The following is a 24248-nucleotide window of genomic DNA, read 5'->3' on the forward strand; positions in this document are numbered from 1 at the left end:
TTTTGCTCAACGCTGTTGCGTCAGACCACCGAAATCATTCATATTCTTTGATATAAATTATCTGCTCACTCTAACATAATCGAACTTTAAGCACGACGAAATTTCTTCAGGATCTCCACCCCAAGATATGCAAAATTCTCACACCGATTCCAGTCTACTTTATCGCGTACGCGTTGCTGTACCTGTACATGTATTTGATTGTTTTGATTACACAATGAGTGCAGAACAATTTGAACAGGCGCAGATTGGCGCACGTGTACTGGTATCGTTTGGTCGGCAGAATCTGGTCGGGGTGATTATCGAAAAACTGCCTGCAGACACTCCTCTCGACCCACGCTTTAAGCTTAAGGCAGTAACCGAACTGCTCGATGAACGCGCCATTATAGATGCCAAAGTTTTAAGTTTGTTGACATGGTCAGCGCAGTATTACCAGTTTCCGATCGGTGAAGTCGTCCACAGTGCCCTGCCGACTCTGTTGCGTCAGGGTAAGCCTTATAACCTGCTGGCCCGTACCTGGAAATTCCTGGACCCTGATGCCGAGGCCAAAGTACGCCGTTCGGACAAGCAGCAGGAAGCTTACCGGATTTTAAAACTGCATCCGGTCGGGACCACTGAAAATGTGCTGAACATGGCCGGGATTGAAACCGCGACCTTAAAAGCGCTGGAGAAAAAAGAGATTTGCGCCTGTGTGCTGGAGCCACAAGATTTCAATCCGCAGCCGATGCAGCTGGCACAAATGCCGCTTACTGCCAATCCTGAACAAAAACATGCAGTCGAACAGGTATTAAAATATCGCAATCAATATCAAGCTTTTTTACTGGATGGTCTGACCGGCAGCGGTAAAACTGAAGTGTATTTGCAGATCATGGAACAGGTACTGAAACAGGGCAAACAGGTGCTGGTGCTGGTGCCGGAAATCGGCCTGACGCCGCAAACCATCAGCCGTTTTCAGTCCCGTTTTCATTGCCATATTGCGTTGCTGCATTCCGGGCTGAATGATTCCAAACGGCTACAAGCCTGGCAGTCGGCAGAAACCGGCAAAGCCTCAATCGTACTCGGTACACGTTCTGCCATTTATACCCCGATGCCGAATCTGGGCCTGATCATTCTGGATGAAGAACATGACCTGTCCTTTAAACAGCAGGAAGGCTTCCGCTATCATGCCCGCGATGTCGCCCTGTACCGCGGCCATTTACAGCAATGTCCGGTAATCTTAGGGTCAGCCACACCAAGCATTGACAGTTATGCGCTGGTGCAACATGGCAAGATGCAGGCACTGGAGCTGAACCAGCGTGCCGGCACGGCCTTGATGCCCAAAATCCATATTCTGGATTTAAAAGTTGCGCAAAAAAAGCATGGGATTAGCCTGCAATTGATTCAGGACATCAAAAAGCGCCTGGAGAAAAAAGAACAGGTGCTGATTTTTTTAAACCGCCGTGGCTATGCCCCCGTCCTGCTGTGTGGCAGCTGTGGCTGGCAGGCGAAATGTCCGCACTGTGATGCCAACTTCACTGTACACCGCCAGCCTTATCAGCATCTACATTGCCATCACTGCGGTACTATTCACCGTATGCCGGAACACTGCCCACAATGTCAGCATCAGGAACTGATTACACTGGGTATGGGCACCGGCAAAGTCGAAGAGCATCTGAATGAGCTCTTTCCGGATTTTGAGGTGATTCGGGTCGATCGCGATTCCACCAGTCGGGTCGGCAGCTGGCAAAAAATCTATGACAAGATTCAGAAAAGCGAACCTGCCATTTTGCTTGGCACCCAGATGCTGGCCAAAGGCCATCATTTTCCTTATGTGACGCTGGTGGCGATTCTGGATATCGATTCCGGTCTGCTCAGTGTGGATTTCCGTGCTACTGAACGGACTGCACAACTGATTGTGCAGGTGGCAGGCCGCGCAGGCCGTGGTGAACATAAGGGTGATGTTTACCTACAGACCCTCAGACCTGATCATGCCCTGCTGAATACCCTGGTCAATGAAAATTATCGCGTATTTGCCCAGCAAACCTTAAAAGAACGGCAGATGGCCAAAATGCCGCCCTATCGTTATGCCATCCTGATTCGCTGTGAATCCAAGGATCAGTCACAAAATACCGAATTCTTACAGAAACATGCAGCACTCCTCAGGCAATATCCTGATCTGGCGCTGGACATCTGGGGACCGATTCCTGCGCCAATGGAACGCAAGGCGGGGCGCTATCAGTCGCATATGGTGCTATTGTCAGCGGATCGTCCACGTTTGCATTACTATGTGCGTAGCTGGTGGCAAAACATGCTGCAGGACAAACCTTCTAGCATGAAGCTCACGCTGGACATCGACCCTCAGGAACTGAGCTAAAAGATATTGCGCCTGAGGATCGATCTGGAATACAAGACTCCCAGTCTGGATCAAGAATAAATTTAGGGCAGGAAAATGTCGATACTGTTACAAATAACACTGGTTCTGGTCATTGCACTGTTGATAGTGCCACTGAGTAAAAGGCTCAGGTTGCCAAGTGTGCTGGGCTATCTGTTAACAGGGATCATCTTAAGTCCAAGCCTTTTGCACCTGATTCAGACACCCGAAGTCATGAGTAGTTTCATGCAAGTCAGCCTGATGGCACTGATGTTCTGGATCGGCCTGCAACTCAGACCACAACGCATTGTGCAGATTAATCCCTCCCTGTGGATGATGGCTGCTTTACAGGTACTAATCAGCACCCTGATTTTCACGCTCATGGCCTGGGTTTTCCTTCAGCAAAGCCTACTCGCCAGCATTGTAATTGGACTCGCCGGCAGTTTGTCCGCCCTGACTTTGGTGATTCAACATCTCAATCATCAGGAACAGTTCGCCACCAGCTATGGTCAGCAAGCCTATTCGATTCTGCTGATTCATGCTCTGTTGGCCATTCTGGTGATTGCAGCCATTCCATTATTTGCCGGGATTCGCTCCACTGAACATGGCGTGGCCTATTTTGCTGCGATCATCGCAACGTTGAGTGGTCTGTTTCTGTGTAATCGTTACCTGATGCAGCCGTTGTATCGCTGGATTGCTAAAAGTGGCAGTCACGAACTGCATGCGATTGTAGCGATTGCGGTGACCTTGGCATTATTGGTGCTGATGAATACCCTCGGACTGAATCTATTTCTCGGTGCCTTATTTGCCGGCATTTTATTGGCAGATTCAGATTTCAGGCCTGCGGTAGAAAGTACGATTCGGCCTTTTCAGGGCCTGTTGATGGGCTTGGCATTTATCAGTCTAGGCATGTCACTGCACTTAGCTGATCTGCTCAATTTCCCTTGGATGATTCTCGGTGGCACCCTCATTTTAATCTTGGGCAAGTTTGCAATCAACCTGGCATTGGCGCGTTATCATCAAAATAGCTGGCGCAATAGCACCTTGTTAGCAGCCAGTCTGGCACAAGGTGGCGAATTTGCTTTACTGGCACTGGTGATTGCGGTTTCCGACCAGATTATTGCGGCTGATCTGCTCTCTCCCTTGCTGTGGATGGTGAGTTTTTCCTTGCTGCTGACCCCCGCATTTTATTGGTTATTGCACAGTCAGATCTTACCGCGTCTGGATCGCCACAATCATCTGGCAGCGACTTTTGAAACTGATATTAATCCTCAAGCCCATACACCAATCCTGCTGATTGGCTTTGGTCGCTTCGGACAAATCATCGCCCGGATTCTACTGCAACAGCAACACGCCTTTAGTGTCATGGACAGCACTGTGCCAGCCACTGAGCTTCTGGCGCAGTACGACATCCCTTTCTATCAGGCAGATGCGACAGAACCGGCAGCCTTGATGCAGGCAGGGGTTGCCACAGCGCAACAGGTCATTGTCGCCATTGATGATATTGAAGACTCGATGCTGATCGTGCGGCATCTGCGGCTGAATTATCCTGAAACCTGTTTATGGGTCCGCGCCCGTGATCGACATCATGTACATTTATTGCAGGATTTGGGCGTGAAACATATCTGGCGTGAAACTTATCTTTCCGCCTTGGAACTCAGTCAAGCCTTATTAACCCAGCTCAATCCTGACCCGGAAGAAAGCCTGCAACAGATTCAAAACTTCCGTGAACAGGATGAAAAGTTGCTCAATAGTCAATATCATCTGGATCCGGATGAACATCCAAATTATGAAAATCAGCGCAGCAGTTTGGCTGAACTGGAGCATCTGTTTACCCAGGATCAACGCCATAAAGTGCAAAAACAGGCTACACCGCAGCAACAGGATACAAACGGCGCAGGAATTGATACGTTAAGAGATGAACTGTCCTAACTTGTGTTTTACAATAATGACACCATTAAAGCAGGGTTATGGAGAATTTTATGTCTGATTTACGCCAACGCTTTTTTATTGAAGATAGCCCTGTTCGTGGTGAAGTGGTGCATCTTGAAGAAGCTTTACAAACCATTTTAGCGCAACGTGACTATGCGCCTGCAGTTAAAATCCTGCTAGGTGAAATGCTTAGTGCCACTGCACTGCTGGCCAGCACATTGAAGATTAAAGGGCGTATCAGCCTGCAAATTCAGGCATCGGGCACATTTAAATGGGCTATGGCTGAATGTAACCATTTGGGTGAAGTTCGCGCTCTGGCTGACTATGAAGAAGATCCGCACTTTCTGGTCGGTGAAGACAGTAGTACAGTGTTGAAATCACTCACCTCTCCGGTTCTATTCATCAATATCGAACCAGAATTTGGTGAGCGTTATCAGGGGATTGTACCCCTTGATAAAGAAAATCTGGCGGGCTGTCTGATGCAGTATTATGACCTGTCTGCACAGATTCCGACGCGTATTGTACTGGCAAGTGACCATCAGCGTGCAGGTGGTTTACTGATTCAGTTATTACCACGTAATAGTGAAGAAGAACAACGCCGGGTAGATGAAGATCTATGGCCACGTCTGACCATGCTCACAGAGACTCTAAAAACTGAAGAGTTAGTCGGTTTGCAAGCCACTGATATTCTGTACCGTTTATATAACGAAGAAGAAGTGCGTCTGCCAGATACGGAAGTGTTGAAGTTTGGTTGTACCTGCTCTAAAGAGCGTTGTGCAGTCGCTTTACAGCAAATCGGAATAGAGTCGATCCGTGAAACGCTGGAATTCCAGAATCCGATCGAGATGGACTGTCAGTTCTGTAATAGCCAATATACTTTTACTGCTGAAGAAGCCTTGGGCCTATTTGGTAAACACCTGAGCTAAGCAGTTCGAATCCTTAAGTTTAAAAGCATTCCCAGGAATGCTTTTTTTATGTTTTAAAATCTAGGTGACTGAGCTCAACAAAGCGTATTCCCCTACAGTAGAAAACCTGTCTACCTCCTGAATCAAACTCTCCTGTAAATCCAATCTAAGAATCCCTTTTAAATTATAAGATTATTCACACTAACAAAACCTGAATATTCATCATTCTCAAAAAATTATGAGAAAGACCGCACAGTTCATACTCTTGATTTAATTATGCTTTTAAAATAAATTAGAGCAATAATTCTAAAATGAATACATCATCAATTTAACAGGTATGTTATGAGAAAATTATTGAATACTCTACTAATGGGGATAAGTTTGGCCGCAGTCTCTAGCCTGGCCTTTGCCTATGAAGATCCGTTATTGGGTAAATGGAAAACCATCGATGATCAATCGGGTTATTCTCGTGCGGATGTGGAAATTCGCAAGAAAGCAGATGGCAGTTATGAAGGAGTGATTGTCGAAACACGCAGCTTGCCTGGCGCAGAAAAAATGGGAATTTGTCATAAATGTCCAGGTCAGCTTAAGAACAAGCCTTTTCTAGGCCTGCCGTTTATCTGGGATTTTAAGGCAGATCCGAAAAAGCCACGTGAATACCATGATGGCAAAGTGCTTGATCCGATCAGTGGCAAAGTTTACAAAGGTAAAGCACGCTTAAGTGCTAATGGTAAACGTCTGACCTTGCGTGGTTATGTGGGGGTATCGGTAATTGGCCGCAGTGTAACCTAGGTAAAATATTAATTTCAGAAAGATTTTCAAAGCCCCTATATCAGGGGCTTTTTTCTTTGTCATGATTTGAAACAATAAGGTACAAATAAAAACTGTTTTGGGGCAAGTAAAGTCATAATAATGGATCGAAGACGGTTATTTTTTATCCATTTATGATGATCAATCTTCAGCCTCGTTCAATTTTGCCCTTTGGTCTGCTTTGCAGCCCTGATATGGCACCCTCTATTCAACACAGGAAAGTGATTGAATACGCTTTGTCGATAACACATAAAATTATAAAAACCACTTCAGCTTTAACCTTCTTTGCCTCGCATCCTGCTGATAAAGATCCGGTCAGACCGACTGATTCATCAACTACCAGCACATCCCGACTCTTCACTCATGATCATTTGAGTCATCACTCTGAGTCTGCAGGTCCAAGGGTTGGAAAGCGTTCTATTTTAGCACCTTCCCACTCTCCGGATTTTGCACACTTGGCTGTTTAAGGAGTAGACCCATGACTACGATTCAGTACCAAGAAAGTTTTTCCCACGGTTATACCCCCTCAGAAATTATGGACGATCGTTCATTTGACTTGATCCACTTTGCAGAAGCATGTGAACAAAGCCCCGAATGGGTCATGCAGTTAATTGAACATGGAATTTTACCCAATCGTTCCACAACCCCGACCAGCACTTTCCTCGGCGAAGATATCTCGCGTGCACAACGCGCCTATCGCCTGCAACGTGATTTTGATGCCTCATTTAGCGCCGTTGCTATGATGCTCGACCTCATTGATGAGGTGCAGGAGTTACGCCGCGAGGTCAAACACTTGCACTTCAAGTAAATCCTTTTCATGTTCTGTCGATCTGCATTTTCAAGTGCAGATCAGAACATATTTATATTTAATTTTATGATTAGAGTATAAGAATCCCTATGAAAACCAAAGATTGCAATAAGAAAATCAAATACATGTTTCCCGAATACCGCGACTTGATTGTGCAACTTCGCGAGGAAAATCCCTATTTTGCCAAGTTATTCGAGGAACATAATGAGCTGGACAAAGAAATCAGCCAGCTTGAACTTGATCCAGTCAATCATATCAACAATGATATTGAGGCGATCAAGCGTAAAAAACTGAAATTAAAAGATGAAATCTATAAAATACTGACTCGAACAGCTCAAGTTGAGTGATCAGCAGAACAGAGTGTTGATTTCTACAGAGCTAATCTAAAATTGAAGTCCACTGATCTACGTGTGCTTGAAAAATAGGACAACTTTTATAAATATCGATTGATAAAGGTAGCTCTATTTTAATTTGGTCAGCTTTTCAACTTCTTTCATGGTCTCTTTCACTGATTGCTTAATCGGCTCATAGTCCAGGAACCAGAACAGATTCACGTGTTGATTCTTATGCTGTTGTGCCAGTAGATCAATCACACTGCGCTCCCCTCGGCCGACCAGATGTCTGCGATAGAAATAATACACCAGCAATACCGTGCTAATGAACATGATCATTAACATACTCCAGAACCCGACAGGAGATTTCGCCCCCGGAATAAATTCAAAGTTCATCCCGTAAATCCCGGTCAATAAGGTCAGCGGTGCAAAAATAGCGGTAATTATCGCCAAGATGCGCATATTTTCATGGGTCTGATTGGCAATGGCTGAAAAATGCAGGTCGATAGCCGCCTGAATCGAGGCACGCAAACGAACAGTGTGTTTTTGGATGCGCTCTACATGGCTGACCAGGTCATTCATTCGGACCAGCATAATATCCTGCCGTTCCGACTTCTTCTTGCCTTTCAAGTGTGGATAATTATCGATAATTTCATCTCGCAGTTCTTGCAAGGTATCAATTTGCTCTTCACAGAGATTTTCCACTTGTTGAAAAGATATGCTTTCTTGCAATAACTGGTTCCATTTAGTAAAGCGGCGATGCCCCTGTAATAACTCCTGTTGCCAGAATTCAACCCGTCGGGTTAAAGGCACACGTAAATCCAAATAACCATCCACCATGCTATTCAGCAAACGTAACGATAAATCCAGCGGGGTCATCGGGAGTTTTCGTGACTTATTTTGTTCCTGAGTGGAACGGATCACATGGGTTTCAATACGGGAAATATAATTTTTTATTGCTTTATTGCCTTGCTCACGTACTGTAATCAGCACTTGAGGAGTCATGATAAAACTAATCGGAGTAGTCGCCAGACCAAATACTTTTTCATGCTGTTCCAGCGCCTGCTCACCGCTCTCGATGTCATCATCCGGGGTAATCAGCTTGCGAAAAATAAGCAACTCATAGTCATCCATGCTATCAAATACACAAGGATGTTCTAAATTAAGAATATCGTTTACATGCAATTCGTTTAGGTATAAATGGGTCTGCTGTTCTATTTCTTTTTGCCAAGTCTCAGCCCGATTAACCACATCTGCCCGGGTATAGTCGATCCAGATAAATTCAGGTTCGGCTTGAGCAATAGGCTCTTTTTGTACAAAAATATGATGTTCGGTCGGATGTTGGTAAAAATAATAAACCTGCATTAAGACAATTCTCTATTCACAATTCTGCTTTTTGTTGTTGCAGGATAGAGCTAGGCCTTCCCCATCTATCCGTCTTAAAATTATGAGCCGAGCCGAAGACTTAAGCAATCCAATCAGTCTTTATTTGCGTAGCAGAATCTTATTGAAGGCATAAAAAAAGCCCTGAGCCAGCCAAAGTAAACACTTTGACCAATCTCAGGGCTTTTTTGTTGTTATTCACATGAGTTTTCCCATGTGAATATTTTAAGAATTAAACTTGTTCGATGTCTTTCATCGTCAATTTGATACGGCCACGGTTATCAACATCCGCAACCTGTACTTTCACTTCTTGACCTTCTTTCAATACATCTGCCACGTTCGCAATACGTTCGTTTGAGATTTGAGAGATGTGAAGCAAGCCATCAGTACCTGGCAGGATATTTACGAACGCACCGAATTCAACGATACGAATCACTTTACCTGTATAAATTGTACCTGGCTCGATTTCAGCAGTAAGTGCCTGGATCTTGGCAACTGCAGCTTGCGCAGCCGCTTTAGTTTCACCAAATACGCGAACTGTACCGTTATCTTCGATATCGATCGCTGCTTTAGTTTCTTCAGTGATCGCACGAATGGTCGCGCCGCCTTTACCGATCACATCACGGATTTTATCCGGGTTGATGTTGATCACCTGAAATGTCGGTGCGTGCATCGAAATTTCAGGACGCGCACGTGAAATCACCTGGTTCATCTCATTCAAGATGTGCATACGACCCGCATAAGCCTGGTTCAATGCAGATTCCATGATCTCTTCAGTGATGCCTTCGATCTTGATGTCCATTTGTAGCGCAGTAATACCGTTTGCAGAACCCGCTACTTTAAAGTCCATGTCGCCCAAGTGATCTTCATCACCCAAGATGTCAGAAAGAACTGCGAAACGCTCGCCTTCTTTCACTAGACCCATCGCAATACCTGCAACTGGTGCTTTAAGTGGAACACCGGCATCCATAAGAGAAAGTGATGCACCACATACAGATGCCATTGAAGACGAACCGTTAGATTCAGTGATGTCAGATACGATACGGATCACATACGGGAAGCGGTCAGCCGCAGGAAGTACAGCTTGAACACCACGACGTGCCAGACGACCATGACCAATCTCACGACGCTTAGGACCAGATTCACGACCTGTTTCACCTACAGAGTATGCAGGGAAGTTGTAGTGCAACATGAAGTTGTCAGTTTTGGTACCTGCAAGGGTATCCACCATCAACGCATCACGTGTATTACCCAAAGTCGTTGTGACCAAGGCCTGAGTTTCACCACGTGTGAACAATGCAGAACCGTGAGCACGATCCAATACGCCTACTTGTACGTCGATTGCACGAACAGTTTTGGTATCACGACCATCGATACGTGGCTTACCAGACAGGATGTTGTCACGAACGGTACGATATTTAAGGTCTTCGAACAGCTCATTTACTTCTTCTGCAATGCCAGTTTCGTCATTTTCAGGAACGAACTGTGCAACTGCTTCTGCATAAAGCGCGTCAAGTGCCGCATAACGGTCTTGTTTCACTGCAATTGTGTAAGCTTCAGAGATTTTCGCTTCGAATGCTTCCTTCAATTTACCAAGAAGTTCTTCGTTTTTAACTGGAGCAACCCAAGTTGATTCAACCGCGCCTGCAGCTGCAGCAAATTCTTTGATCGCTTGGATCGCAATTTGCATTTCGTCATGACCGAACAATACAGCGCCCAGCATTTGATCTTCTGAAAGCTCTTTCGCTTCAGATTCAACCATCAGTACTGCAGTTTCCGTACCCGCAACAACAAGATCAAGATCAGACTCTTTAAGTTGTTCAAGGTTCGGGTTCAGGATGTATTCACCGTTGATTAAACCAACGCGCGCACCACCGATTGGACCACGGAAAGGAGTACCAGCGATAGACAATGCAGCAGATGTACCTAACATTGCAGCAATGTCAGCATCCATTGTTTTATCAGAAGAAATAACTGTGGCTGTTACTTGAATTTCGTTGAAGTAACCTTCCGGGAACAACGGACGAATTGGACGGTCAATCAGACGTGAAATCAAAGTTTCAGCTTCAGACTGACGGCCTTCACGCTTGCCATAACCACCCGGGATACGACCAGCAGCATATTGCTTTTCTTGGTAGTTAACAGTTAATGGGAAGAAATCTTGACCTGCTTTTGCTTTAGGCTGTGCCACAACAGCGACAAGTACTTGTACGCCGCCCATGGTGATCACAACAGTGTTTGCCTGACGGGCAACACGACCTGTTTCCAAGATAACGTTGTGCTGACCGAATTGGAATTCTTTACGAATAATATTAAACATTGACATGTTTTATTTTTTCCTAGTTCTTGTGAACAATTATTCTAGTGGAGACCCCTAAGGTTTGGCATTCATGACCATATGGACGAGTAAATGACAAAGCTTAGAAGCCGACCTCACCAGATTAAATACTATTTTTAAACACAAAGAAGGAGCGAAACATTCGCCCCTTCCACTGGCTTAGCGCAAAGCTAAGCCGACTTTAGTTTTCAGTAATACAGCACAAAGCATGCAATACACCCGAAAATAAAGTTTAAATCGAATTAACGACGTAAACCTAAAGCACCGATCAATGCTACATAACGACCGTGGTCTTTACCGTTAAGGTAGTCAAGTAGTTTACGACGTTGGTTAACCATACGGATAAGACCGCGACGGCTATGATGGTCGTGTTTGTGCTCTTTGAAGTGACCTTGTAAATCATTGATTTGAGCAGTTAAAAGAGCTACTTGAACTTCTGGTGAACCAGTGTCGTTTTCAGCGCGAGCGAATTTAGCCATGATCTCTGCGCGATCTGCGTTAGTTAAAGCCATTCGATTTCTCCGAGATGCTTATATATTTTGATAAAAATCAAAGTGATGAGAATTCAAAACCTTGACTGCCGTGCATCACTACAGCAAGTTGCATATTTTAAGGGAAAACGCATCAAATTGCAAAAATAGATCCAAATTTTTGCATGGTTTTGGTCGCTCATTGATGCAGTTCAGATTCGATGACTCTTGTCCCTCAAAGATTCAGGTTTTGCATTATTTTCATGAAATAAATCCAGGATGAATTAAATATAGAAATTCATTTGAAAAGCCAACAAACCCTTTAGCTCGCTTGAATCTTCCGCTGCTCTCCATAAAAAATGGATAAAAAAAAGCCCGAGTAAACTCGGGCTTTTTGGCGCTGTAGTTCTTTCTCTTATCATTATTATTTATTGTATTATTATGGCGTTTTACGCTTATTATTATTTTCAAACATCCTGTTGAAAAATCATCTTCCTTGTGTGGTAGATTTTGCCATATTCCCACCAGACAACTAGAGGTATTTGCCTCATTTTGCTGTAAGCCATTTCGTACATCACAGAGTAAAAATTTGCATAATGTTACACAGCTCTCGTTTTATTTAACGCTATTTACTTAAGTTTACTGGCTAGCGCTGAAAATTTTTGCTAAGAAATTAGAATAAAAATCCAGCAAGCTTCCTATAAAAAATCAGGATATAAAAAAGCCTTGTAGTCTCTCCCAAAACTACAAGGCTTAGCGGCTGTAAGTTTCCTCTTTCACTTACTTCACTGTAAGTTCGCTGTCTACCGACATTATTATTATCATTATGCGATTATGCTCAACTTTCCGTGTTGAGTTATTTTGTAGAACCAATCTTCTCAAAAACCGAGCAAAAGCTCTATGCGTCAATTTCCTGAATCCTTGTAAGCTTTTACCTACAAGATTTGATTATTTTTGCCAATTAAATTACTAGATTGTTCAATGATTTTTTGGCTCAAACCACTTTTCCGGGTAGTTTTAACACAAAGTGCTTGTGTAAAAGCATCATAATCTACCAATAAACTGACCACTTTTTTGGCTCGAGTAATTGCAGTATAAATCAACTCTTTGCTCAATAAATTTTTTGCATATTGATCCAGCACCACTGCCGTATGGGAAAATTCTGAACCTTGAGATTTATGAATGGTCAGCGCAAAAGCGGTTTCAATACTTTTAGGTAAACGGGTGGCTAATACCCATTTTTCCAGACTCGGGAAATACACTTCAAACTGACGTTGACCAGATTGCTCACGTAAAAAACAGATACCAATATCACCATTGGACAGGCCCAACTGATAGTCGTTATAGCTCATCATGACGGGTCGTCCGACATACCAGTCGCCCTGTTTCAACTGACCTTGGGCTGCTAAAAAACGTTGTTCAATCTGTAGATTGATCTTGAGCAGCCCCAGATCACCAGAACGGATTGCCGTTAAAATACGGTAATCATCAAAAGTTTTGACCACCTGTTGCACATAGTGTTCAAAATCAGCTGAGTTTCGTTCTGTTTTTATGGCCTGTACATAAGCCTGATAACCATACATCAGCTGGTCATAATACTGATTCAAATTATGCGCGGTCTGTTCGGCACCAGCGAGCAGGTATTGTAACTGCAACTGGTCGATCTTCACCTGATCCAAATCGATCGCCTGTAACTCACTGGCTGCCACAATCTGCTGCTCAAATTTCTGCAAGACGTGAGAAGGCTGATGATTCTGCTGGATAAACTCCGCCATTGCGCCAATCCTGGCTCCAGGCGCAAAACGCCGCGTGGTGATTAAATTGACCCGGTTATCTTCCAGAGTCGCTACTTGCTGTAAATCTGCCAATACCGTTCCCACATCCACAGAGGCCAGCTGATCTGCATCACCGAGTAAAATCAGCCGTGCATGAGATGGTACGGCGGCCAGTAACATCTGTGACAGGTTTAAATCCAGCATCGAGGCTTCGTCGACCACGATCACATCATAAGGCAGAGGCTGCTTGGCATGAAAGCGTGGCTGTCCGCGAGTGCCCAGACCCAATAAGCGATGCAGGGTGACCGGTTGTAACTGTTTTAATTGTTCTAGCTCAAACTCTTGTAACGCTTCACTGTGCAAGGCTTTTTGCAGTGCTTCTTTCATGCGCTGTGCGGCCTTTCCGGTAGGTGCTGCCATGGCAATCCGGATATTTGGCAAGGCTTCATGCAGGACCGCAATCATATGCGCCAAGGTATAGGTTTTACCGGTACCCGGACCGCCGCTAATAATATTCAGCGCCTGCCGCGCAACCATTTCCAGTGCCAATTTTTGCTGTGGATCTGACAATAAATTGCGATCACGTTCGGATAAATCAATAGCGGCAACCGGTTGGGCTTTAATCCGAGCAATATGTGAGGCTACTGCCTGTTCCAGTTGCCAATAGCGGTACAGATATAAATGCTGATCTACAAAAATAAATGGTGCAATTCCTGCACCCTGCTGACGGCGGTCTAGAACCAGATTATGCAATAAGGCAACCTGCTGAGGATCAACTTCGATACAGCTATCTCCCGCCTGCATCGCCTCAAGCAATTGCTCGATCAAGATTTTTGCTGCCGGATCAAATGTAGCCGTACTAAACGGCGGCTGACACAGATAGTCAATCCAGGCCATTAAATTGGAGTCTTGCTGCGACACGTGATTCTGCTCATTTTCCACACAGTTATCCTCAAAGTTATCCACAGGATAATTTTCTGTTTAATCTCTATATATTTTATAAAACTGCAAAATCATGCTGATTTTTTCTGCTCAAAATAGCCCAGTATTTGATCCAGTTTTTCTATGAATTCCAGGCTCGGTTGCCAATGATAAGCCCCTTGCTGGACCTGTCCATTCATCCCGCGCAAATACAAATAGGTTGCGCCGCCCAGATGCTGTGTGATCGAATAACCCTGCATATTGGCACTCAGATAACGATGCAGCGCCACCAGATACAAAGCGGCCTGCAACCAGTAACTGGACTGGCTCATATTCTGCTGAATCGCCTCAGCACTATAGTGCTGCTGATCAGGGCCGAGGAAGTTACTTTTATAATCGGCAATATGGTAGCGCTGGCCATCGAAATACACCAGATCGATGGAACCGGTCAGATATCGCGCCGATTTGGCCTCATTAAAATCGCTCATGACTATGTCATGTCCGAGAAAAAGCTGATGGATTTGCCGAATCTGCAAAGGGGCATCGGTCAAGGACAGATAAAAAGGAAATTCTGACAGATACTGTTTAGCCTCCAGCTGCGCCAAAGCAAAATCTACCTGAATCGGAGTGGCCAGAATGTCATGTACCCAGTCATGCATCAGGTTCAGCAAAATATCTTCTGTAATCTCGTCCAACAAGCCATCAAAAGCAGTCTGGAAAATACTGTCCACATTCAGCGATTCAGTGCTTGCAGAGCGTGTGAGCTGGGCCACTTCCTGTTCAAAAAACTGGATAAAGGAGTCATCCTCCAGCCCATCGAAATACACCTGAAACTGACCTAAAAATTCTAGCAGACCCGAACGATCGAGCTGTTGTGCCGAGTGAAACAGCTGCTGCCATTGCTGGCGATAAGCTTTGCTTTGGTCATGCAGGCGAATTCCGGTCAATAACTTATAGTTCAGGCTGGACAATACGCGCTGCATACTATGACGCAATTCCTCGGCTTTGAAATCTGCTTGAGCTGTGGCCTGAAACAGGGTTCGCAGATTCACCACAGCGGCCTGATAATGCAGGGAAAAGGCCTGTTCCAGTACACTACGTATATGAAAAGCCTGTTCAAATTTTTCTTTCAGTTCCTGCCAGATTTGCGGTGCGGTATTTTTAAAACGGCGCCGGATTTCCAGATTCCAGTAACTGCTGTCCTGAAAATCAATATGTTCAAAAATGCTGTGCAAGAATGTTCCGGCTACGGTGCCTTTAGGAAAATTCAGCCTAATCCAGTCTAAAGGCACAGCTGCTGGCTGTTCTTCCAGACCGGTAAAATGAATTTCATCGGCAGCACTGTCGGGCTGTTCATAAGCCGTGACCAGATCGTCCTGCAAGATATGTCCATGTAGCTGATGCTGTGACAAAGCCGTAAAACTGGTTTTGGTTCGCGGATAAAACTGCCGCTCTGGCAAAGGTTGCGCCCGCATGTCGACCTGATGATGGTTCGACTGCTCGACCAGGCGCGGTGGCTCCTGAGACAGAGGCGGCTCGACCAGACTTAAAGCATGTTGAAACAGTTGATCTCCCTGACCACGCCAGAAGGCCAGCCCGGAATCAGACTGTGCGTTCTGGTCCTGCAGCATGGCATATACCCGGTGACTGGCACGGGTCAGCGCCACATACCAGAGTCGGTGGTTTTCGGCAGCATTACGCGCTGCATTCTGCAGAATCGCCTGCTCATGTAAATTCTTGTGATTCACTGCAATCACCCGGGATTGTTCCAGGATGTTGTCCTGTTCAGGCGCAGACAGGGAAAAATTCAGATTGCCTTTATTCACATCAAAAACAGCATCTGCTCCCAATAAAAACACCACTTTAAATTCCAGCCCTTTGGAGGCATGAATGGTCATCAGCTGCACCCCATGATCCCCAGACAGCTTGCGTTCTTTTTCGCTGTCCTTGCCTGAAGGTGACTGAAGCTGGCGCAAATACCAGTGATAGAGTTTTTGCGCCCCCTGATAATATTCACTCTGCTGGCTCAGCATCTCGGTCAGATGGCGCAGATTGACCACCACCCGCTCATTGTCCAGACTTTGACTGGCCACCAGATTGGTCCAGACCCGAAACAGGTTCAGTGCATAATTCCAGGCGGTCAAAAAGCCTTTCTCAAACCACATTTCCCGAATTATATCCAGATCCGCAATATAGCGACTGAGGCCTTCACTCTGGCTTTGCAAATCAATCAGTTTTTTCAGATTGAAGCCCAGCAGACGGGTTAGTAAAGCCCGCTTGACCTTGGCCTCATTGAAAGGATCCATAATCGCCGTCAATACGGCCGCGACATCCTGAGCGATGGTACTGGCAAACACGCTCTGTTTGGATTCTTTATAGGAGGGAATGCCCATACGCTGCAGACGCTGCTTCACCTGTTCCAGAGCAAAATGCCCAAATCCCAACACGGCAATATCATCTGCGCTCAGGCTTTGCTGATGCTCTTGCTGCTGAAAGTACAGTTGCTGCTGGGCAGACTGATTCAGCAATGCACGGATTTTCCAGGCCACCTGGTCTGCCTCCAGGTCCGATTCACCTAGCTGAATCCATCGTAAAGGCTGCGGGTTGATCCTGCCCATATCGACCAGATCTGGATGCGGGCGACTACCGGCCTGAATCAAGGTGTACTGCACCTGTTCGCCAAAATCCATTTGCCGCTGGAACAGCGCATCAACCACTTCTACGAGTGGTTTGACTGACCGATGGTTCTGCATCAGGGTATATTCGCGGCCCTGTTTATGCAACACATCGGCATGTGCCTTGTTATAGGTGAGCATATCGCCGCCACGGAAACCGTAAATTGCCTGTTTCGGATCACCGACCATAATCATGCAGCCGGACTGCACCCGGTTGGCATCACGCCAGATCTTGGCCAGCAAATCATCCTGATCCTGATTGGTGTCCTGAAATTCATCGACCAGAATCAGCGGATAACGTGCCTGTACAAACTGGGCAAAACGCTGTCCCTGCTGGCCTTGCAATGCTTCCGCCAATGTACGAATTTGCTGGGAAAAAGTGGTTTCACCCTGCTGCTGCAAGGTTTGTGGCAAACGGGTCTGCACACTTTGAATAATATGAAATTCCAGATAGGTCGTAAGCTGTTGCAGCTGCTCATCCAGATACTGTTTGACCTCACACAGCGCATCAATTGCCACGATCAGACTATGTTGCAAAATCAGCTGCTGCTCTGCATCCGGACAGCTTTTGTTAAAGACCTGAGTGGTCGGCTGGAAATCGGTTTTCTTGCGGCGCAAATGGCACAGATTCAGTAAAATCGGCTGCAATTCAGCATCAAAGAAACTCATGCCACCCTGATTTTTCAGGGCTGCGCTCCAGGTCATAAAGTTTTCACAAATTTCGGTTAACTTGGTCAAAAAACTCTTGTGAAAATACTTCGGACTTTCCTGACAATAACGCCGCATGACGGCAAGATCATGCTCCTGAATACTCACTAATTGACTGATGCAGGCTTCCAATTTGTTCAGGTCACATTCAGCCAGTTCGATCTTGCGGAAATGCTGCTTGCTGAAATTCAGGGCATCACGCACCAGCCCGGTATAATGCTCCACCGGTTTCAGCAGATTTTGAACATACAGATGATTGACCATATATTGCGGCTGCTGCTGAATCCAGTCACGCAGCACATCATGAATCAGCTGCTGAATATACAGATCCTGATCTTCGGTCAGTTCTGCACGTTCAATCTTGCCACTTTCAAAGGCAAATTCACGTAACAGTTTCTGGCTAAAGCTGTCCAGGGTGCCGACAAACAGTTCATCCAGCTGGTTTAGCACCAGACGTAAACGGCGACGGGCATAATCCAGCCGTGAACCATAATCTTTCAGTACCTGCTGAAATAAAGGATCGGTTTCATTCTGGATTTTTGCTGCGATTTCAACTGAATTGAGCTGCTGATGACGCTGGATATAAGCCAGCGTTTCCTCGACGCGAAGCCGTACCCGGTTTTTCAGTTCAGCCGTGGCCTTACGGGTAAATGTCGTCGCAATCACCTGATGCGGATAATACTGGTCCAGAAAAATCCGCACCATCAGACTGGATAGCGTATAGGTCTTGCCGGTGCCTGCCGAGGCTTCAATCCAGTGTAGGCCCCGAAACTTCATGTCCTGAATCGGATTGGTAGAAATGGCTGTTTGCGTCTGCTGCTTTAAGAAAGTCATACGGCTATTTCACCCATTCCAGATGTTGATGAATCGGCGCATACAGGCCATGGGCAAAATCATGACAGCAGTTTTGCAAGGCCAGATCCGGATCCTGATCCTGCAAAATAAATTGCCAGTCTTGATGCAGCAGACTGGATTCATCCGAAGCCAAAGGTTTGGCACTCTCATAGCTGTTGTTCCAGGCCTTTAGCAATTCCGGCATTTCCACAATAGTCATTTTACCCTGTTCATTCTCGGCCCACTGCCACTCTTTTTTCATCAGTAATTCTGCCGGCAAGACCAGCGGCTGCTGTTGACCAATTTCCCAGGCCTTTAACCAGAGCTGCAAATACTCATGTGCCTTGCTCGAACTCAAGCCAGAAAACTTCAGGGTTTTATTACTGAAAATGACAATGCGCTCCAGTTCTGGTGAGCGTGCATCGTCATTCAAGTAAGCCAGCCATAGCAGATACTCCAGCCAGATCTGGGCACGGCGTTTTTCCGAGGCCGAAGAGGATTGCATACTCAGCCAGTAGCTGCTGTGTGGAACCTGAGGCACGTTTATATGAATGATCAGTTCAGGACTGAACTGCAGGGATTGTTGGGTGACTGGCGTCAGTTCTTTGCCCAACTGTAGCAAACGTTCTTGCAATAACTGCTGTTCCTGCTGGCTGCCCAGCCAGGTGGCTTGCTGGGTTTTGCCCACTGGCAAACGGTCTAGCATCAGGTTCGGCTCAATCTCCTGCTCTTGTTGCAACAGGAAATCCCGTACCTGATACTGTTCCAGCTTGTTCAGTAATAGGGGTTCCCGGGAACTCGGCAAATCGGCATAGCGAATCGTGGAAACCCCGACACTTTTCAGGAATAGACGTGCCGGGAAAATCATATCGCGGATCCATTCATCACCTTTGAGTACCCGGATTTCTTTTTGTTCTAGTGCCGGATAATGTGCATTAATCCAGCTGCTGCGTTTGCCTTCGGCGCTGCGGATATATTCTGCCACTGCAAACCACTGATCCTGATAACGTGGTGTCTGCATATCTGCGAATCCGGCCGGATCAAAAGGCTGCAAGGGATGTACATGATAAAGCTGCTGGATATGTTGAGCGACCGATAGACCATGAATATCCACCATCGGATCGACTTCGACATCCGGCTGTTCAGACTGGCAGATCAGCGCGATATGTTGAACCAGTTCCTGCAAGGCAGTGGATGGATCGCGAGCCTCACCATCCTCCAGATCAAAGCCATTATAGAACAGCCATAGATTTTCCTGTGCCAGCAGCAAGGCATCCAGAAAGGCGCCCTGCTCGTCATCCAGACGGGAACGGTCACCGAGTTGCGGCTTCAGGCTGCGCATCAGGTCAAACGGAACCTGTTGATTACGGCTCGGAAATTTACCGCTATCCAGATTCAGCATCACCACCAGTTTATAAGGCAATGGCCGGATCTGACCAATCTGGCTAAAAGTAATCTGTCCGGTCGGTTCGGCCTGATCCAGCTGCATCTCCAGGGTATTCTGAATTTCTTCCAGCACATAAGGCAGAGGCAGACTGAGTGCCACCAGTTCCTGACTGGCATGAGGATCATCCTGGTCATGATAATCGGCCAAGGTCAGCATCCGCATTTGCTTGTCGATAATCTCGGCAACGGTTTTGAGCGATTCCACGCCAGCATCACGGAACTCGTTCAGATCGGCGCGCAGATATTCCAGCCAGGTTTTGACTGGCGTGCGCTGTCCGGTTTCATGCAAAGTCAGCCAGTCACGGCGCTCTACCAGATCCTGATAAATCCGGATCAGGGTGGATATCAAGGGAAAATCACTGGTCAGAACCTTGGCATAACTCAAGGTATCCTGAAATAGGGTATGTTCAGGAATCGCCAGACCCAACGCCAGACGGTCCAGCGCGAATTTAAAGCTAAACCGGTAATCCTCATCGCCTGCGCTCAGGCTTTGCTGTAAATGCTGCTGGTCCAGTCCACGCTTGAAGCCAGCATCTGTCAGCAACTGCAACATCCGTTCTACCTGACTATAGTCCAGACCATAATACTGCTGGGTGGCATTCAGGCTGAGCCAGTCGGCGAAGTCCTCAATACTGAAACGGCGCCGTACCCACTGAATCCGGCCCAGTACCGCGCGCCAGGCATTACTGACATCCAGACGCGACACCCCGGCAATCTGGATCGGTAAATACAGGTTATCTTTCTGCAGGCGTTTGCTGCCGGTTTCGCGCTCACGCGGTGGTGGCGCAAAGACACTACGAATTGCCGGTTCGAGTTCTTTCAAACTTGGCGTCAACACCAGAATATCACTCGGCTGACGCGGCACGTCATTCGTATCTTGAGCCAGCCAGTGAATCAGCTGTTCTTTGAGGACTTCCAGCTGACGTAATGAAGAATGACAGACATGAATCTGTACCGAATCATCATCAGGGCTTAAAGCATATTGATGCTGTTCAGGTTCCAATAAATACAGGATATCCGACTGGATTTTGGCCAGCAGCCTGTCCTGATATTCATCGACAAAGACATCGGCCCAGAGACCCTCTTCCCCCGAAGACAGTTTAGAGAGTAGAGAAAAATGATCCCGTGCCTGCTTGCCGAATCGGGTCAGGAGCGGATGCCGCGATTCCCGGTCTTCGGCATTAAAGTTCAGCTGCTTGATCCTGAAGTCTTTTATTTCCGCATCATTCGGTTTACGTTGACGGGTCTTTTCAAAACGCTGAATAAAGCGCTCTTCCCGCTGCAAATCAAACCTGGCTTTCCAGTCCGGATCGACACTGTCGGCCCAGTATTCCTGCGAGGGGTTGAAGTGAAAAATATAGATATCAATGTATTGCCCCAAACGGCGTAAAAAATCCAGCTGGCTGGGTGGCAGTTCCAGCAGGCTAAATACCACAATCTGGGCCGGTAGTCGTTTTAGAGCCTGGGCGCGGGTTTCTGCATTCTCCAGCCGCTCCCAATACAGGCGTTCAATCTCCAGGATTTTGGCATAATCATCCTGAAATACATGCTGCCACAACCAGCGTTGCCAAGCTTCCAGTTCACGCGCCTGAATCTTGACAAAATCCGCCACCTGCATCTCATGACCATTTTCATCTTTGGGGCTATAGATCATTTGCTCGATATCGAGCGCAATATCCTGCCCCCAGGACTCTAACCAGTTACTCGGACAACCACAGTTGTTTGGAGGACAGTTACGCGCGCAATAACCGCGATAATCCATATAATGGCTAAACAAACGCGACACCTGCTCGGCTACCCAGTACAGCATGCTCTGTTTTTTCAGCTGCTTCTCTGTACCCTGCTCCAGCCGGTCAGCACTGTCATAAATCCGCTTCACAATAGAATACAGCGGATGATCGACGTCTAAAGGAATCTGTTCAGGCAGAATGCATTTTCGTAGCGCCTGAAACACGCGCCATTTGATGATAATGCGCGGAATATTGGCTTCACGGACCTGCTCCACTTCTTTAGGCGCATTCAATACCCACTGATAGGAAGTCCATTGAAAGGCGCGAATCCGGTGATGAAACTGGGTATTGGCGCTAATGCCTTTTTTCTCGGCAATTTTCTGGGTCAGCCAAGTTTCTACTGCCGGAGATGGCACAATAAAGTGCCGGGTTTGTAACACCTCAAATGGATTCCGGGCAGTCTGGTTGACAATACGCAGCATACTATCCAAAAGCACATCAATACGTTGACTCTGAATAACATGAATGGCCATTGGTTCCCCTGAACTGCTGAATGTGGTTTTTACTACAAAACGATAAAGATTATTTACTATACATCCCGAGCGCTCTATGACACTTTAAAACCACACTTCAGTCGAAAAATTTCTTTGAAAAAAGCATCTTAAAGATGCTTGAATAGAAAAAAACAACATAGAGCTTAGGTAGTGCCCATGAAATTAGATAAAATTCCTGAACGTCTCGATCCGAGCCTAGATTTAGAACAAATCCGCGCCGAGTGCCTGGAACTCACCAAAAAACGCGCCTATTATTCTGCCGGTGCTGCGGTTATTCCAGTGCCGTTTATGGACGTGGTCATTGATATCGGTATCTTGTCGCAATTGATTCCCGAGATCAATGCCCGCTTCGGCCTGGCGCCTGACCAGATCAGTGTCTATGATCCAAAAACCCGTCAGGTGCACTGGAATGAGTTGCGTAAACGCGGCGTAGAATTTTCTGGTCTGGTGGTCGCACGTACGGCAGTTAAAAAATCTTTGAACAATGTTGCAGCGAAAGTGATCACAAAGCAAGTCACAAAATTCATTCCGCTGGGCGGCCAACTGGTGGCGGCAAGTCTGGGCTATTTTGTCATGAAAAAGATTGCTGAAGCACATGTAGAGGAATGCTACCGTGCAGCTAAAAATATCCAGCAAAAACAGGTGGCGCAAGGTTAAAATCCGGGTGAGCTGAATTTTTGCAGCCCTCTAGACACTCTTACTTCAGGCAGATTATTCTGCCTGAAGCTGTTTTAAAATAGCCTTTAACACCTCGACCCGCGCGGTATTCTTATCATCGGTCGCAATAATATGCCAGGGCGCTTCCTCGGTCGAAGTATGTTCAAACATATCGGCTGCCGCTTTCAGATAGTCGTCCCAGCGCTCCCGGTTACGCCAGTCTTCTTCGGTAATTTTAAAACGCTTATGCGGTGTATCTTCACGCGCCTTGAAACGTGCTGCCTGTTCGTCCTTGGAGATTGCCAGCCAGATTTTCACAATCACTGTTTGATGCTTGACCAGACTCTGTTCAAAACGGTTAATTTCATCATAAGCACGCTGCCATTCCACCGCACTGACCAATCCTTCTACCCGTTCTACCAATACCCGCCCATACCAGGAACGGTCAAAAATACAGATATCATCATCAGTTTGCAGCTTGGTCCAGAAGCGCCATAAATAGGGACGGCTCAGCTCAAATCTTTCTGGTGCAGCAATGGTATGAATTTCATATTCACGTGGATCGAGTTTTTTGACAATTCGCTTGATTGCGCCGCCCTTGCCGGCAGCATCCATACCTTCAAACAGAATCACCACATTACGCGAATCGGAACGCATGGCTTTGGCGACCTTCGCGGTTAATTTTTTCAGTTCCGGTTTGTAATCTTCTGGCTGGGCTTGAGTCTTGGAAGGATGTTTTAACTGCTCGGGAATCTTGGCCTGTTTCCATCTTCCCTTGGCTCTGGCAGGATGATCCGGACAATGTTTCAAGGCACTCAGGATATACTGGGCAAATTGCTGGTCGCGCTGCTGCTCATCTTCGCCATCAATAATGAACCAGTCCTCGGTAAAGCGCTGACGCAGGCGCTGCAAGGTGTCATATTCTTTGCGATTGCGCCAGTCCAGACCATGCAGTTGATGCCAGTGAGTTTCACTCGGATCCATGGCATCCAGGCGTTTTTGCAAGACTTTCCAGGACAGGTCAAACCAGACCTTGATCACATCCACATGGTTATTTTTCAGGTCCTGTTCAAAGGCCTGCATCTCTTGCAGATATTCATCAAACTGTGCATCACTCAGCGGGCTTTCAGCTTGCATGGCACTGCCGAGCAGATCGCTATACCAGTTACCAAACAGCACCATGATCTGGCCCTCAGCTGGAATAAAACGCGCATAAGGTTGCCACAAGGTCTGCTTTGGGCCGGCTAGCTGAGGCTTATCGGCTTTCACGCGCAAATAGCGCGGATCGACCCATTCACGTAGCTGTTTAACCGCTTCACCTTTGCCGGCTAGCTCAATGCCATTCACCAGAATCACCAGACTTTTGGCATTTTTCTGGCCCCGGGTCTTTTTTAAATTATATTGGGCATCAATCAGCTCGACAGACAGCTGATCTTCATCCATTAACTGAAATTGTGGTTGTTCCATACGTATCTTCAACCCTGATCTTTTATTCTATTTGCAGTATAGCGAGGAGTTTCAGCGCAAAAATAGCTCTGGCAACGTTTTTCACACGATTAAATTGGCTATTTAAACAACAGATTGACATACAAATGCCCGATCTCTGTTCAATTTGTCATAGCA

General features: G+C 46.4%; 15 protein-coding genes. 8 read left to right on the top strand and 7 right to left on the bottom strand.

The genetic code is table 11. From position 1 onward, the window contains the following. The first annotated feature begins 127 nt into the window (after positions 1-127). The 7 genes from ACO1B7_RS05495 (at position 128) to ACO1B7_RS05525 (ending at position 7149) form a co-directional block, all read left to right on the top strand. Complete coding sequence (locus tag ACO1B7_RS05495; RefSeq protein WP_174894689.1) at positions 128-2350, top strand: primosomal protein N'; 2223 nt, start codon at positions 128-130, stop codon at positions 2348-2350. Between the two features lie 75 nt (positions 2351-2425). Then, positions 2426-4279, top strand: a complete 1854-nt coding sequence (locus tag ACO1B7_RS05500) for a cation:proton antiporter domain-containing protein (protein ID WP_005102909.1) — start codon at positions 2426-2428, stop codon at positions 4277-4279. 50 nt (positions 4280-4329) lie between these two features. Further along, positions 4330-5205: an Hsp33 family molecular chaperone HslO gene (gene hslO, locus ACO1B7_RS05505; protein ID WP_004278571.1), complete on the top strand. Its 876-nt coding sequence runs from the start codon at positions 4330-4332 to the stop codon at positions 5203-5205. 321 nt (positions 5206-5526) lie between these two features. Next, positions 5527-5976 (top strand): DUF2147 domain-containing protein, encoded by a 450-nt coding sequence (locus tag ACO1B7_RS05510; protein WP_174894690.1) that lies wholly within the window; start codon positions 5527-5529, stop codon positions 5974-5976. Between the two features lie 152 nt (positions 5977-6128). After that, positions 6129-6461, top strand: coding sequence for a hypothetical protein (locus tag ACO1B7_RS05515; protein WP_423089889.1), 333 nt, complete (start codon positions 6129-6131; stop codon positions 6459-6461). 11 nt (positions 6462-6472) lie between these two features. Next, positions 6473-6802, top strand: a complete 330-nt coding sequence (locus ACO1B7_RS05520; RefSeq protein ID WP_423089890.1) for a chaperone modulator CbpM — start codon at positions 6473-6475, stop codon at positions 6800-6802. An 89-nt stretch (positions 6803-6891) separates the two neighbouring features. Continuing rightward, complete coding sequence (locus tag ACO1B7_RS05525; protein ID WP_004278574.1) at positions 6892-7149, top strand: HP1242/YdcH family protein; 258 nt, start codon at positions 6892-6894, stop codon at positions 7147-7149. Positions 7150-7263: 114 nt separating this feature from the next. Here the strand turns inward: ACO1B7_RS05525 and ACO1B7_RS05530 are convergent, their stop codons facing one another. The 6 genes from ACO1B7_RS05530 to ACO1B7_RS05555 all read right to left on the bottom strand — a co-directional run bounded on the left by ACO1B7_RS05530 (position 7264) and on the right by ACO1B7_RS05555 (position 21947). Then, positions 7264-8499, bottom strand: a complete 1236-nt coding sequence (locus ACO1B7_RS05530) for a magnesium transporter CorA family protein (RefSeq protein WP_423089891.1) — start codon at positions 8497-8499, stop codon at positions 7264-7266. A 250-nt stretch (positions 8500-8749) separates the two neighbouring features. Next, complete coding sequence (pnp, locus tag ACO1B7_RS05535; protein ID WP_171054287.1) at positions 8750-10837, bottom strand: polyribonucleotide nucleotidyltransferase; 2088 nt, start codon at positions 10835-10837, stop codon at positions 8750-8752. Positions 10838-11097: 260 nt separating this feature from the next. Next, positions 11098-11367, bottom strand: coding sequence for a 30S ribosomal protein S15 (gene rpsO / locus ACO1B7_RS05540; protein ID WP_004278577.1), 270 nt, complete (start codon positions 11365-11367; stop codon positions 11098-11100). An 893-nt stretch (positions 11368-12260) separates the two neighbouring features. Further along, positions 12261-14042, bottom strand: a complete 1782-nt coding sequence (gene recD, locus ACO1B7_RS05545) for an exodeoxyribonuclease V subunit alpha (protein ID WP_004278578.1) — start codon at positions 14040-14042, stop codon at positions 12261-12263. A 71-nt stretch (positions 14043-14113) separates the two neighbouring features. Continuing rightward, positions 14114-18238, bottom strand: a complete 4125-nt coding sequence (locus ACO1B7_RS05550) for a UvrD-helicase domain-containing protein (protein ID WP_423089892.1) — start codon at positions 18236-18238, stop codon at positions 14114-14116. Positions 18239-18242: 4 nt separating this feature from the next. Continuing rightward, positions 18243-21947 (bottom strand): exodeoxyribonuclease V subunit gamma, encoded by a 3705-nt coding sequence (locus tag ACO1B7_RS05555; protein ID WP_153566565.1) that lies wholly within the window; start codon positions 21945-21947, stop codon positions 18243-18245. A gap of 177 nt (positions 21948-22124) precedes the next feature. On the opposite strand from ACO1B7_RS05555, the gene ACO1B7_RS05560 reads away from it, so the two are divergent. Then, the gene (locus ACO1B7_RS05560; RefSeq protein ID WP_004278581.1) at positions 22125-22625 is read left to right on the top strand and encodes a hypothetical protein; all 501 of its coding nucleotides are present in this window, start codon (positions 22125-22127) and stop codon (positions 22623-22625) included. Positions 22626-22679: 54 nt separating this feature from the next. On the opposite strand, the gene pap is transcribed toward ACO1B7_RS05560, so the two are convergent. Beyond that, a complete protein-coding gene (gene pap, locus ACO1B7_RS05565; RefSeq protein ID WP_004278582.1) occupies positions 22680-24098 on the bottom strand; it encodes a polyphosphate:AMP phosphotransferase in 1419 nt (472 codons plus the stop codon). Between the last annotated feature and the right edge of the window lie 150 nt (positions 24099-24248).

This window comes from Acinetobacter lwoffii, from assembly GCF_049367455.1.
Taxonomy (GTDB): Bacteria; Pseudomonadota; Gammaproteobacteria; order Pseudomonadales; family Moraxellaceae; genus Acinetobacter; species Acinetobacter lwoffii_W.

Excerpts from the sequence above, each read along its gene's own strand:
- pnp (WP_171054287.1), bottom strand. The coding sequence starts at position 10,837 with ATGTTTAATATTATTCGTAAAGAATTCCAATTCGGTCAGCACAACGTT.
- ACO1B7_RS05510 (WP_174894690.1), top strand. The coding sequence starts at position 5,527 with ATGAGAAAATTATTGAATACTCTACTAATGGGGATAAGTTTGGCCGCA.
- rpsO (WP_004278577.1), bottom strand. The coding sequence starts at position 11,367 with ATGGCTTTAACTAACGCAGATCGCGCAGAGATCATGGCTAAATTCGCT.
- ACO1B7_RS05495 (WP_174894689.1), top strand. The coding sequence starts at position 128 with ATGCAAAATTCTCACACCGATTCCAGTCTACTTTATCGCGTACGCGTT.
- ACO1B7_RS05560 (WP_004278581.1), top strand. The coding sequence starts at position 22,125 with ATGAAATTAGATAAAATTCCTGAACGTCTCGATCCGAGCCTAGATTTA.
- ACO1B7_RS05515 (WP_423089889.1), top strand. The coding sequence starts at position 6,129 with ATGATGATCAATCTTCAGCCTCGTTCAATTTTGCCCTTTGGTCTGCTT.
- ACO1B7_RS05525 (WP_004278574.1), top strand. The coding sequence starts at position 6,892 with ATGAAAACCAAAGATTGCAATAAGAAAATCAAATACATGTTTCCCGAA.
- hslO (WP_004278571.1), top strand. The coding sequence starts at position 4,330 with ATGTCTGATTTACGCCAACGCTTTTTTATTGAAGATAGCCCTGTTCGT.
- ACO1B7_RS05530 (WP_423089891.1), bottom strand. The coding sequence starts at position 8,499 with ATGCAGGTTTATTATTTTTACCAACATCCGACCGAACATCATATTTTT.
- ACO1B7_RS05555 (WP_153566565.1), bottom strand. The coding sequence starts at position 21,947 with ATGGCCATTCATGTTATTCAGAGTCAACGTATTGATGTGCTTTTGGAT.
- ACO1B7_RS05500 (WP_005102909.1), top strand. The coding sequence starts at position 2,426 with ATGTCGATACTGTTACAAATAACACTGGTTCTGGTCATTGCACTGTTG.
- ACO1B7_RS05520 (WP_423089890.1), top strand. The coding sequence starts at position 6,473 with ATGACTACGATTCAGTACCAAGAAAGTTTTTCCCACGGTTATACCCCC.
- ACO1B7_RS05550 (WP_423089892.1), bottom strand. The coding sequence starts at position 18,238 with ATGACTTTCTTAAAGCAGCAGACGCAAACAGCCATTTCTACCAATCCG.